This is a genomic window from Agromyces mangrovi, from assembly GCF_030296695.1.
Taxonomy (GTDB): domain Bacteria; phylum Actinomycetota; class Actinomycetes; order Actinomycetales; family Microbacteriaceae; genus Agromyces; species Agromyces mangrovi.
The window spans coordinates 1,881,784-1,893,791 of record NZ_AP027737.1 but is presented as its reverse complement, the minus strand read 5'-3'; the positions used below and the strand labels follow the sequence as shown (position 1 = coordinate 1,893,791).

Genomic DNA, 12,008 nt, shown 5'->3' with positions numbered 1-12,008 from the left:
GTCATCGTATCCGCGGGTCAGCGCACCCCGCGCATGAGTGTGAGTACCGGCCGCACCGCCAGGAACAGGGAGGCGCCGATCGCGATCGCGATCAGTCCGAGCACGCCGAAGTACGTCGCCTCGTTCACGCTCGTGTAGAACTCGGCGAGCAGGCCCGCGATCGACGTGCCGAGTGCGATCGACAGGAAGAACAGCGCCACCATCTGGGTGCGGAAGATCGCGGGCGCGAGCTTGGTCGCCACCGACAGCCCGACCGGGGAGAGCAGCAGCTCGGCGACCGTGAAGGTGAAGAGGATGAGCACCATCCAGAGCAGCGGCGTGGAGTTCTTCCCGCCGTCGGCGAACGGCAGGAAGAGCAGGAACGCCACGCCCATGACGACCGTGCCGAGTGCGAACTTCACCGGCGTGGACGGCTGGCGGGTGCCGAGCTTCGTCCAGAGCGCGGCGAACACGCCGGACAGGATGATGATGAAGATCGGGTTGATCGCCTGCACCCACGGCACCGGCATCTCCCAGCCGAGGATGGTGCGGTCGAGCTGCTCGTCGGAGTAGATCGTGAGCACGGTGAACTGCTGCTGGTACAGCGACCAGAACCCGACGCTCGTGATGAACAGCGGGATGAATCCGTACACGCGCGATCGCTCGGTGCCGGTGATGCGCTGCGACGTGAGGATCACGGCGAAGTACGCGATCGCGGCGATCACGGTGCCCGCGATGACGAGGGTCACGAGGTTGTCGGCCGTGATGAGGCCGAGCAGCACGCCGACGACGACCAGCACGATCGCGATCGCGGCGATGACGACCGCGATGATGCGGCGATCCCGCGGCAGCGGGTTCGGCACCTCGCGCGCGATGTCGGGGATGCGACGGCGACCGAACGAGTACTGGATGAGCCCGATCGCCATGCCGACCGCCGCGAGCCCGAAGCCCCAGTGGAAGCCGAGGTTGGACTGCAGCAGGCCGGTCAGCAGCGGCCCGAGGAACGCGCCGAGGTTGATGCCCAGGTAGAACAGCGAGAACCCCGCGTCGCGGCGCGGGTCCTCGGGCCGATAGAGCGTGCCGACGACGGCCGTGGCGTTCGCCTTCAGTCCGCCGCTGCCGAGCGCGACGAGGATCAGCCCGACGCCGACGCCCCAGAACCCGGGCAGCAGCGCGAGCGCGATGTGACCGAGCATGATGACCACGGCGCTCCAGAAGAGCACGCGCTCGGAGCCGAACAGCCGGTCGGCGATCCACGCGCCGAGCACGGTCGACAGGTAGACCGCGCCGCCGTACGCGCCGACGATGCCCGCCGCCGTCGACTGCTCCATGCCGAGGCCGCCCTCGGACGCGGAGTAGTAGAGGTAGAGCAGCAGGATGCCCTGCATGCCGTAGAAGCTGAAGCGCTCCCACATCTCCACGCCGAAGATGTTCGCGAGCGCGCGGGGCTGGCCGAAGAACCCGTGGTCGTCCTGCGTGCCGACCCCCGGCAGTCTCGGCTCCCCCTCCGACGGACTCGCGTCCCCCGGCGCCGGCTTCGCGACGTCGTCGCTCATGGCGTCATGCTATGCCCGTCGTGCCCCGCGGGTCGAGAGCGAGGGCGACGGATGCCACGAGCCCGGCGCGGCGCCGACGCCACCGCGTACGATCGAGCGCAGTGACACCTCCATCCCGGGACGCCGCGGCCCGCGCGTTCCCGTGGCTGCTCACGGCGGGCATCATGCTCGTCGCGCTCAACCTGCGCGCCCCGATCGTGGCGCTCGCGCCGGTGCTCGAGCGCATCGAGGCCGATCTCGGCCTGACGCCCGCCACGGCGGGGCTGCTCACCACCCTCGCGGTGCTGTGCTTCGCGCTCGCCACGCCCGTCGCGGCGCTCGTCATCCGCCTGAGCGGCGCCGAGCGCGCGGTGCTCATCGCGCTGCTCGGGGTGCTCGCCGGCACCGTGCTGCGCTCGGCCGGCGGTGTGCCCGCCGCGTTCGCCGGCATGCTCGTGATCGGCGTCTCCATCACGATCGGCAACGTGGTCATCCCGGTCGTCATCCGGCGCGACGTGCCGCCCGAGCGCGCCGCGCTCGTGACCGGCGTCTACACCGCCATGCTCAACGTCGGCACGATGATCACCTCGCTCGCGACCGCGCCGCTCGCCGACCTCGTCGGGTGGCGGATCGCGACGGCGGCCTGGGGCGTGTTCGTGCTCGCCGCGCTCGTCGTCTGGGGCGCGTACCTGCGTCGGCGGCGACGCGTCGGAGCGGCGGCAGCCGACAGCGACCCGTCGCTCACCACGACGGAGCTGCTGACCGGCGGGATCGCGGTCATCGATGACCGCGGCGGTCCGGGCTCCGGCCCCGGGGCATCCGTCTCGGCCTGGCGCAACCCGCTCACCTGGGTGCTGACGGCCGCCTTCGCGGCGCAGGCCTGGGGGTACTACGGGGTCACGAGCTGGCTGCCGACCATGCTCGCCGACCTGCGCGGCATCGGCGAGATCGCGGCCGGCGCCGCCTCGTCCATCTTCCAGGTCGCGGCGATCATCGGGGCGCTCGGCGTGCCGCTGCTCGGCGCCCGCGCGCCGCAGTGGGTGCCGGCGGCCGTCGTCGGCTCGCTCTGGGTGAGCCTGCCGGTCGGGCTGCTGCTGGCACCCGAGGCCTACCTCGTCTGGGAGTTCCTCGGCGGAATCGCCCAGGGCGGCGGGTTCGTGGTGATCTTCACGCTGATCGTGCGGCATGCGCGGACCGACCGCGAGGCCGGTGGCATGTCGGCCATCGTGCAGGGCGGCGGCTACCTGATCGCCGCGCTCAGTCCGCCCGTGCTCGGTGCGCTGCACGAGGCGACGTCGGGCTGGACCCTGCCGATCGCGGTGCTCGTGGGCAGCACGACGACGTTCCTCGTGCTCGCCGTCACCGCGACCCGCGTGGCCGAGCGCCGGCGCTGAGCCGTCGGCGGGCGGCGAGCTCAGCGGGCGGCGAGCTCGGCGAGCACGGCCTCCAGCTGGTCGACGGCCCAGTCGAGGTCGGATGCCTCGACGACGATCGGCGGCGCGAGGCGGATCGTCGACCCGTGGGTGTCCTTCGCCAGTACGCCACGGCGCATGAGCGCCTCGCAGACCTCGCGGCCCGTGCCGAGCACGGGGTCGATGTCGATGCCCGCCCAGAGACCGGCGCCACGCACGGCGACCACGCCCCGGCCGACGATCGCGTCGAGCCGCGCGCGCAGCCGCGCACCCAGTTCGCGCGCCCGGGCCTGCGGCTCGCCGCTCGCGAGCATCCGCACCACCTCGAGGCCCACGGCGGCCGCCAGCGGGTTGCCGCCGAACGTCGAGCCGTGCTCGCCCGGCCGGAGCACGCCGAGCACCTCGCTGCCGCCGACGACGGCCGACACCGGCACGATGCCGCCGCCGAGCGCCTTGCCGAGCGTCACGAGGTCGGGGCGCACGTCGACGAGCTCGCACGCGAGCGTCGAGCCGGTGCGGCCGAGCCCCGACTGGATCTCGTCGGCGATGAGCAGCACGTGGCGCGCGTCGCACAGTTCTCGCACCCGCGGCAGGAAGTCGACCGGCGGCACGACGATGCCCGCCTCGCCCTGGATCGGCTCGACGAGCACCGCGACCGTGTTCGCGTCGATCGCGTCGGCCACCGCGTCGGCGTCGCCGTACGGCACCGCCCGGAAGCCCGGCGTGAACGGACCGAAGTCGGCGCGCGCGTCGGGGTCGTCGCTGAACGAGACGATCGTGGTGGTGCGGCCGTGGAAGTTGCCGGCCATCACGACGATGTTCGCGGCATCCGGCGCCACGCCCTTGACCCGGTACCCCCACGCGCGAGCGACCTTGATCGCCGACTCGACCGCCTCGGCGCCCGTGTTCATCGGCAGCACCATGTCCATGCCGACGAGCTCGGCGAGCTCGGTCACGAACGGCCCGAGCCGGTCGTTGTGGAACGCGCGGCTCGTGAGCGTGATGCGGTCCAGCTGCTCGTGCGCGGCGGCGAGCAGCTGCGGATGCCCGTGGCCGAAATTCACCGCCGAGTAGGCGGCGAGGCAGTCGAGGTAGCGTCGCCCCTCGACATCCGTGACCCAGGCGCCCTCGCCGGATGCGACGACGACCGGGAGCGGGTGGTAGTTGTGCGCCGCGTGCGCCTCCTCGAGGGCGATGGCGTTGTCCGTGGGGTTCGGAGTGGCATCCGAGGTCCCTGCCCAAGGATGCCCACCGAACCCGGGGACCTCGGATGCCACTCCGAACTCGGGGGTCTCGGCGGCGCGGGATGTCTGGTTGGTGGTCATCGGCGCAGCTCCAGGGTGCAGCACTTGACGCCGCCGCCGCCGAGCAGCAGCTCGGAGAGGTCGACGCCGATCGGGGTGTAGCCGTTGGCGCGCAGCTGCTCGGCGAAGCCGGTGGCGCGCGACGCGATCACGACGTTGCGGTTGTCGCTGAACGAGTTGAGGCCGAGGATCGCCGCGTCCTCCTCCGACACGATGATCGCGTCGGGGTAGCGGGCCTCGAGCAGGGTGCGGGATGCCTCGTCGAACGCGCTCGGCAGGTAGGCGATGTGCTCGCGGCCGGGCGTCGGGTCGAGCACGGCGAGCGCGGTGTCGAGGTGGTAGTAGCTGGGGTTGATGAGGCGGAGGGTGACGACCTCGCGGCCGAACACGCGCCCGATCTCCTCGTGCGAACGCGAGTCGCTGCGGAACCCGGTGCCCGCGAGGATCGCGTCGCCGACGAGCAGGAAGTCGCCCTCGCCCTCGTTGATCTCGAGCGGGCGGCGTACGTCGAAGCCGGCGTCGCCGAACCAGTCCATGTAGGCGGGGCCCTCGGCCTGGCGCTCGGGGTGGGTGAAGCTCGCGCCGTAGGCGATGCCGTCGAGCACGAAGCCGCCGTTCGCGGCGTAGACCATGTCGGGCAGGCCCTCGACCGGGTCGATGAGCTGCACGTCGTACCCGAGCTGCAGGTAGGTCTCGTAGAGGGCCTCCCACTGCTGCACGGCGAGGGTCGTGTCGGTCGGCAGTGCGGGGTTCATCCACGGGTTGATGCGGTACACGACCGTGAAGTGCTCGGGGCGGCACATCAGCACCGACTTGCGCACGGCGGTGCGCTCGGGGCGGTCGGTGGTGGTCGCGGTCTCGGCGGTCGGGCCGACCGACTCGGCGGCGGTCAGGGTCCGGTCGTCGGTGGGGTGGTCGGTAGCGATCGACATCGCGCCTCCTTCACTCGGGGCGGCGGTGCGACGGTGCCGGCGAGGACCGGCAGCCGCGGCGACGCCGCAGGGTGTCGGCGGACCAGGTCACTCTCCTCGAGCCCCGCAGGCGGTGCGGGACGCCGCTTCCAGTGTCACATGCCCGAGCGCGGCGCGATACCGATTGAGACGCACGGATGCTGCGTGCTCAGCGTCGGCACGCAGCATCCGTGCGCTTCAGCGCCCTGGTGTCAGGAGTTCTTGGCGTCGCGCCAGGCGAGCCAGCGCGAGACCTGGATCATGTCGTAGTCGGGGCCGTTGAGGCCGAGCGTGAACATGCGCACGCCCGCGTCGTAGTACGCGTTCGCCTTCTCGTCGTCGGCCCGGGCGAGCTCGTTCGACACGACGATGTCCGACGTGTCGCGCCCGACCTTCTCGCCCCAGGCGTCGATGACCGACACCTTGTGCGCGATCTCCTCGGGCTTGACGAAGCTGTGCCACACGTCGGCGTGCTTGGCCACGAGCTTCAGCGTCTTCTGCTCGCCCTTGCCGCCGATGAGCACGGGGATGCGGCGAGTCGGCGCCGGGTTGAGCTTCGCCCAGCGCGCCTCGATGCGCGGCATCGCCTCGGCGAGGTCGTCGAGCCGCGAGCCGACGGTGCCGAAGTCGTAGCCGTACTCGTCGTAGTCGCGCTCGAACCAGCCGGAGCCGGTGCCGAAGATGAACCGGCCCTCGCCGCCCTTGGCGCTGATGTGGTCGATCGTGCGGGCCATGTCGGCCTGCAGGTCGGGGTTGCGGTAGCTGTTGCAGTTCACGAGCGCGCCGAGCTCGACGCGCTCGGTCTGCTCGGCCCAGGCGGCGAGCAGGGTCCACGACTCGAAGTGCTGGCCGTCGGCCTCGCCGTAGAGCGGGAAGAAGTGGTCCCAGTTGAAGACGATGTCGACGCCGAGATCCTCGCAACGCATCACCGCGTCGCGCATGTTCTGGGCCGTGGCGTGCTGGGGGTGGAGTTGGACGCCGAGGCGTACGGGGGTGTCGGTGAGCATGGGTTCCACGCTAGGCCGACCGGGCGAGATCACCGAATCGATTCGAGAACTGGGGAGAAGGGCGGGCGGATGCCTCAGGGCCGCCGCGCGCCCAGTCGCATCCGCTCGCTGCCGTCGCCGCCTCAGCCCTGCGTGTCGATCTGCGACGCGAACCGTCGATGCGCCGCCTGCCGGCTCGTGCCGAGCACCGCCCCGATCGCGGCCCACGAGTCGCCGGCCGCGTGGGCCGCGGCGACGGCGGCGACGAGTTCCCGCTCCGCCGCCTCGATCGCGTCGAGCGCGACGCCGATCCGCGCGAGGTGCGCGCCGTCGCGCATATCCGACTTCTCGAGCCGGAGCTCGTCGAGCCACTCCTCCGTGCTGGCCTTCGTCTTTGTCATGCTGATCACCTCTCAGAGCAGGTCGTACCAGTTCGGGCGGAGCTCATCTGCGTGGATGACGCGCATCGGATCGGGTGCGGGCACGAGCACGATCTGAGGAATCGCCCGTCCTGGGCCGGGCCGAGCACGAGGATCTGCAGGTCGCCATCTCGTTCCACCTCCCGGTACACGCGTGGATGCCTGATCGCGTGTCGGATGTCCGCATCGACGATGCCGTGTGTGCGGGCGCTGGACCTGATCTCCACGACGTCAATGTAATGACGACAAACCCTGGGGCGAGTGTCAACATCCTATTGACGCGGAGGGCGGGCAGAACTGCGGGGTTGTGGAGGAGCCGTCCAGCGCTTGTGCGTCGCGAACTCGATACGCACGAAGGCGAGGTGCTCCCCAGGCACGGCGGCCCTCACCGCGATGCGGCCGGCGACAAGACTCCGGGTCCCGATCCGGACGATAGTGCGCTGCATCAGACGGAAGGACGGTGTGTGAGCGCAGCGACGAAGCCGCGAGGCATCCGACTCGTGCCCTTCGGCGCCTGGGCTCTGGTGCTCGGCGTCGTCGGACTCGTGCTCGCCATCGCGTTCTCCGCGATCGACTACAACGCCTCGGAGACGGTCGAGGGCGCACTCACCGGTCCGCCACCGTTGTGGATCGAGGTGATGGCGAAGGTGGCGAGCGCGACCATGGCCATCGGGGCCGGAGCGCTCGTCCTCGCCGCCGTGCACCGGCGTCACCGGCGGTAGCGGCGACTCGCGTCCGGCGCATTCCGCATCGATTCGATCACGAGCGCACGAGATACGGCGTCACGGGCTCCACAGACGCAACGATCCGCCCTACACTCCCAACGCATGGACAACCTCGACCGCAGCATCCTCGACCTCCTGCGCGAGAACGCCCGCGCGAGCTACGGCGACATCGGCTCGACCGTCGGGCTGTCCGCCTCGGCCGTGAAGCGCCGCGTCGACCGACTCGTCGCCGACGGTGTGATCCGCGCGTTCACGATCCAGGTCGACCCGACCGTCGACGGCATGAGCACCGAGGCGTACGTCGAACTGTTCTGCCGCGGCACGGTCGCGCCCGAGGAGCTCCAGCGCATCCTGCAGAACGTGCCCGAGGTCGTCTACGCCGGCACCGTCACGGGCAGCGCCGACGCGATCGTGCAGATGCGCGCCCGCGACATCACGAGCCTCGAAGACGCGCTCGAGCGCCTGCGCGTCGCCCCGAACGTCGACCACACGCGCAGCGCCATCGTCTTCTCGCGCCTGGTCAACCGGCCGCGCGACTGACCTCGGCAGAATCGAGCGGATGCCCCGTGCTCGCGATCACCGTCGACCCCGAGTCGTCCACCCCGCCGTTCGAGCAGATCCGGATGCGGGTGCGCGACGCCGTCCGCTCCGGTGACCTCGCCGCCGGCACGAAACTCCCCACCGTGCGCGCACTGGCCGCCGACCTCGGCGTCGCCGTGAACACGGTCGCGAAGGCGTACCGCGCACTCGAGTCCGACGCGGTCATCGAGACGCGCGGCCGCAACGGCACCTTCGTCTCGGCAACGGGCGACCCCACCGAGCAGCAGGCCCAGCTCGCGGCGACGGCCTTCGCCGATCGCATGTCCCAGCTCGGCGTCGACGAGGCCTCCGCGCTCGCCTACGCCCGCGCCGCCCTCCGCGCCGACCGCTGACGCTCGCCCGCCCGCTGTCCGGCACGTCGAAATCGCTCCGGCACGCCGAGTAGGCGTGCCCGAACGATCTCGACGTGCCCGAATCGGGAGCGTCGACGCGCGACGCTAGATCACGCCGTCGGAGATCGTCGTCGGGTTGCCGAAGCGGTGGTTCGTGATCGACACGGCCTGCTCGTGCAGGAACGGCAGCAGCTCGACGCGGCCCGACGGGGTGACGGCGTGCGACCAGACCGCGACGTCGGGCGTGCCGGCGAGCGCCCCGGCGAGCGCCGACGCGTCGCCGCCGACCAGGCGCACGCGCGCCGTCTCGATGCCGCCCCGGTGGGCGCGCTCCAGCCACGCGGCATCCGATTCGACCTCGACCGGCGCATCGGCGGCGTGCAGCACCGTGACCACCCCCACGGGCAGTTCGATCGCGGTCGACACCTCGATCGGCGAGCGCGCGAGCAGCGCGGCCGCGATCACGCGCAGGCCCTCGCCGAGGCTCGCGCCCTCGGAGATGCGCACCGTGACCGGCGTCGGCCGGTAGCGGAAGACGTTGCGCTCGACGCCGAGCCCGGTCACGTCGCGCGCGACGCCGTACTCGTCGCGGTACGCGATCGCGTCCGACAGCGCCGACCGGCGCAGCAGCTCGAACTCCTCGAACGACAGCGCGGGCTGGGCGTGCTCGATGAGCGTCGAGACCCGGCCGTCGAGGCCGCGCAGGTGCAGCGTCGAGCTCTGCGTGCTCGACCGCGCGGGCATCCAGTCGCCGAGGCCGAAGAGGTAGTTCGGTCCGCCGGCCTTCGCGCCCGCGCCGACGGCCGAGCGCTTCCAGCCGCCGAACGGCTGCCGCTGCACGATCGCGCCCGTGATGCCGCGGTTGACGTACAGGTTGCCTGCCTCGACGCGGTCGAGCCAGGTCGCGAGCTCGTCGGAGTCGAGGGTGTGGATGCCGGCGGTCAGCCCGTAGTCGACCGCGTTCTGCATCTCGATGGCCTCGTCGAGGTCGCGCGCGCGCATGATGCCGAGCATCGGCCCGAAGAACTCGGTGAGGTGCACGTACGATCCGGCCTTGACGTGGTCGCGGATGCCGGGCGACCACAGGCGACCGGTGTCGTCGAGGCGCTTCGGCTCCACGAGCCACCGCTCGCCCGGGTCGAGCTGCGTGAGCGCGTGCAGCAGCTTGCCGTGCACGGGCTCGACCACCGGCCCGATCTGCGTCGCCGGGTCCTCGGGGTAGCCGACGCGCATCGACCGGGTCGCGTCGACGAGCTGGTTCAGGAAGCGCTTCGAGCTGCCGACCGACCCGACGAGGATCACGAGCGACGCGGCCGAGCACTTCTGGCCGGCGTGCCCGAACGCGCTCTTCGCGACATCGGATGCCGCGAGGTCGAGGTCCGCGCTCGGCGTGACGATGATCGCGTTCTTGCCGCTCGTCTCGGCGAGCAGCGGCAGGTCGGGGCGGAACGAGCGGAACAGCTTGGCGGTCTCGTACGCGCCGGTGAGGATCACCCGGTCGACCGACGGGTGCGCGACGAGCTGCTTGCCGAGCTCGCGGTCGTCGAGCTGCACGAGCGCGAGCAGCTCGCGCGGCACGCCTGCCTCCCAGAGCGCCTCGACCATGACGGCGCCGCTGCGGCGCGACAGCGCGGCCGGCTTGATGATGACGCCCGAGCCTGCGGCGAGCGCCGCGAGCACCCCGCCGGCCGGGATCGCGACCGGGAAGTTCCACGGCGGCGTGACGACCGTGAGCTTCGACGGCACGAAGATCGCGCCCTGCACGTGGTCGAGCTCGCGGGCGCGCTCGGCGTAGTAGTGCGCGAAGTCGATCGCCTCGCTCACCTCGGGGTCGGCCTCGGCGATGGTCTTGCCGGTCTCAGCGGCCATGACCTCGATCAGCCGGTCGCGGTTCGCGGCGAGCGCGAGCCCCGCACGGTGCAGCACGGCGGCGCGCTCGGCACCGGGCAGCTCGCCCCAAGCGCTGCCCGCGGCGGTCACGGTCGCGACCACGCGCTCGAGGGTGTCGCCGTCGCCGATGCGCGACGCGTCAATCGTGTCGATGCCGAGCGGCGAGCCGGGCACCCGCTCGAGGATGCGCCGACCCCACAGCCGGTTCGCCGGCAGCGACGGGTCGGTGTCGGGCTCGTTCGAGAAGGCGTCGGATGCCCCCGGGCCGGCGTCGCCCGGCACCTGCAGCGCCGCGGTGAGCGGGGCGCGGTCGCTGCCCGTGCCGGCCGCGGTGCCAGCAGCGGCCGCGCCGCCCGCCTCGGCGAGCGCGTCGACCCCGTCGGACCCGCGGGTCAGACCGAGCACCTCGGCGGTGAGTGAGGCGTCGGCCTCAGGGGCATCCGTCTCGCTCATCGGCAGTCGCGGCGTGACCGGCTCGACCTGCTTGTGCTCCCACTCGGTGTGCCGATCCTGGGTGCGGTTGGGCTGCGGCACGGCCTGGTCGAGTGCGGCGAGTGAGCGGAGGAAGCGGTCGCGCTCGCGCTCGAACAGGCTGCGGTTCGACGCGAGGTCGAACACGGCCGACATGAAGTTCTCCGAGCTGGCGTTCTCCTCGAGGCGACGCACGAGGTAGGCGATGGCGACGTCGAACTCGGCGGGGTTCACGACGGGCGTGTAGAGCAGCAGCCGGCCGACGTCCCGGGTGATCGCGGCGGCCTGGCCGGTGGCCATGCCGAGCAGCATCTCGATGTCGATGCGGTCGGCGACGCCGCGGTCGTTCGCGAGCAGCCACGCGTACGCGAGGTCGAACAGGTTGTGGCCGGCGACGCCGATCTTCACGGCATCGGTGTGCTCGGGGGTGAGTGCGAAGTCGAGCACGCGCTTGTAGTTGGTGTCGGAGTCCTGCTTGCTGCCGTAGGTGGCGAGCGGCCAGCCGTGCACGGCGGCGTCGACGCGCTCCATGGCGAGGTTCGCGCCCTTCACGACGCGCACCTTGATCGGCGCGCCGCCCGCGGCTCGGCGCCGCTTCGACCACGCGGTGAGCTCCTGCAGCGCGCCGAGCGCGTCGGGCAGGTAGGCCTGCAGCACGATGCCGGCCTCGAGGCGGCGCAGGCGGTGCTGGTCGAGCAGCTTGGTGAAGACCGCGATCGTCAGGTCGAGGTCGTGGTACTCCTCCATGTCGAGGTTGATGAACTTCGGCGTGGGGCTCGACGCGGCGAGCTCGTACAGCGGCGTGAGCCGCTCGACCACGCGGTCGACGGCCTCGTCGAACGACCACATCGAGAGCTGGCTGACGACGCTCGACACCTTGATCGACACGTAGTCGACGTCGGGGCGGGCGAGGAACTCGGTCGTGCCCTTGAGGCGACGGGCGGCCTCCTGCTCGCCGAGCACGGCCTCGCCGAGCAGGTTCAAGTTCAGCCGGTTGCCCGACTCGCGCAGGTGCGCGATCGCGGGGCCGAGCTTGTCGGGGGTCGCGTCGAGCACGAGGTGGCCGACCATGTCACGCAGCACGCGGCGGGCGATCGGCACGATCGGCCACGGGAACACGGGCGCGAACGCGCCGCCCAGCTGCACCGCCCAGCGCAGGTACCAGGGCAGGAACTTCGGCGTGTGCTCGCTGACTCGCTGCAGGGCGCGCGCCGCGACCCGCAGGTCCTCCGGCCGCATGACGCCGTCGACGAAGCCGACCGTGAAGTCGAGGCCCTTCGGGTCCTCGAGCACGCCCGCGAGGTTGCGCGCCGCAGGCTCGACCGGCACGTCCGCGCTCTCGGCGAGCCAGCGCTGCACGAGGGAGATCGCGCGGTTGGCGAGGTCGCCGTGGACGGCGCGGGGG

Annotated in this window: 10 protein-coding genes; 4 read left to right on the top strand and 6 right to left on the bottom strand. The window is 71.7% G+C overall.

The annotated features are described in order from the left end of the window. Nucleotides 1-17: 17 nt before the first annotated feature. Nucleotides 18-1,535: a peptide MFS transporter gene (locus QUE38_RS09015; protein ID WP_459076948.1), complete on the bottom strand. Its 1,518-nt coding sequence runs from the start codon at nt 1,533-1,535 to the stop codon at nt 18-20. Nucleotides 1,536-1,636: 101 nt separating this feature from the next. On the opposite strand from QUE38_RS09015, the gene QUE38_RS09010 reads away from it, so the two are divergent. Beyond that, complete coding sequence (locus QUE38_RS09010) at nt 1,637-2,908, top strand: MFS transporter (RefSeq protein ID WP_286307544.1); 1,272 nt, start codon at nt 1,637-1,639, stop codon at nt 2,906-2,908. 20 nt (nt 2,909-2,928) lie between these two features. On the opposite strand, the gene rocD is transcribed toward QUE38_RS09010, so the two are convergent. From rocD to QUE38_RS08990, 4 genes are all read right to left on the bottom strand, one after another. Beyond that, on the bottom strand, nt 2,929-4,251 hold the full coding sequence (gene rocD, locus QUE38_RS09005) for an ornithine--oxo-acid transaminase (RefSeq protein WP_286307543.1): 1,323 nt from the start codon (nt 4,249-4,251) through the stop codon (nt 2,929-2,931). Then, nucleotides 4,248-5,033 carry a dimethylargininase gene (ddaH, locus tag QUE38_RS09000; protein WP_286311733.1) on the bottom strand — a complete coding sequence of 262 codons (786 nt, stop codon included), beginning with the start codon at nt 5,031-5,033 and terminating at the stop codon, nt 4,248-4,250. The genes rocD and ddaH overlap by 4 nt, the downstream gene beginning before the upstream one ends. A gap of 359 nt (nt 5,034-5,392) precedes the next feature. Continuing rightward, complete coding sequence (locus QUE38_RS08995) at nt 5,393-6,187, bottom strand: LLM class F420-dependent oxidoreductase (protein ID WP_286307540.1); 795 nt, start codon at nt 6,185-6,187, stop codon at nt 5,393-5,395. Between the two features lie 122 nt (nt 6,188-6,309). Beyond that, entirely contained in the window at nt 6,310-6,567 is a 258-nt protein-coding gene (locus QUE38_RS08990; RefSeq protein ID WP_286307538.1) for a hypothetical protein, read from the bottom strand. A 482-nt stretch (nt 6,568-7,049) separates the two neighbouring features. Here QUE38_RS08990 and QUE38_RS08985 point away from each other — a divergent pair, with 482 nt between their 5' ends. The 3 genes from QUE38_RS08985 (at nt 7,050) to QUE38_RS08975 (ending at nt 8,242) form a co-directional block, all read left to right on the top strand. Next, nucleotides 7,050-7,307 (top strand): hypothetical protein, encoded by a 258-nt coding sequence (locus QUE38_RS08985; RefSeq protein WP_286307536.1) that lies wholly within the window; start codon nt 7,050-7,052, stop codon nt 7,305-7,307. Between the two features lie 105 nt (nt 7,308-7,412). Further along, nucleotides 7,413-7,850, top strand: a complete 438-nt coding sequence (locus QUE38_RS08980; protein WP_281883235.1) for an Lrp/AsnC family transcriptional regulator — start codon at nt 7,413-7,415, stop codon at nt 7,848-7,850. Nucleotides 7,851-7,876: 26 nt separating this feature from the next. After that, nucleotides 7,877-8,242: a GntR family transcriptional regulator gene (locus QUE38_RS08975; RefSeq protein WP_286307527.1), complete on the top strand. Its 366-nt coding sequence runs from the start codon at nt 7,877-7,879 to the stop codon at nt 8,240-8,242. A gap of 105 nt (nt 8,243-8,347) precedes the next feature. On the opposite strand, the gene QUE38_RS08970 is transcribed toward QUE38_RS08975, so the two are convergent. Continuing rightward, nucleotides 8,348-11,962 carry a bifunctional proline dehydrogenase/L-glutamate gamma-semialdehyde dehydrogenase gene (locus QUE38_RS08970; protein WP_286307525.1) on the bottom strand — a complete coding sequence of 1,205 codons (3,615 nt, stop codon included), beginning with the start codon at nt 11,960-11,962 and terminating at the stop codon, nt 8,348-8,350. Nucleotides 11,963-12,008: the final 46 nt, after the last annotated feature.

Excerpts from the sequence above, each read along its gene's own strand:
- QUE38_RS08980 (WP_281883235.1), top strand. The coding sequence starts at position 7,413 with ATGGACAACCTCGACCGCAGCATCCTCGACCTCCTGCGCGAGAACGCC.
- QUE38_RS08995 (WP_286307540.1), bottom strand. The coding sequence starts at position 6,187 with ATGCTCACCGACACCCCCGTACGCCTCGGCGTCCAACTCCACCCCCAG.
- QUE38_RS09015 (WP_459076948.1), bottom strand. The coding sequence starts at position 1,535 with ATGAGCGACGACGTCGCGAAGCCGGCGCCGGGGGACGCGAGTCCGTCG.
- rocD (WP_286307543.1), bottom strand. The coding sequence starts at position 4,251 with ATGACCACCAACCAGACATCCCGCGCCGCCGAGACCCCCGAGTTCGGA.
- ddaH (WP_286311733.1), bottom strand. The coding sequence starts at position 5,033 with ATGTGCCGCCCCGAGCACTTCACGGTCGTGTACCGCATCAACCCGTGG.
- QUE38_RS08990 (WP_286307538.1), bottom strand. The coding sequence starts at position 6,567 with ATGACAAAGACGAAGGCCAGCACGGAGGAGTGGCTCGACGAGCTCCGG.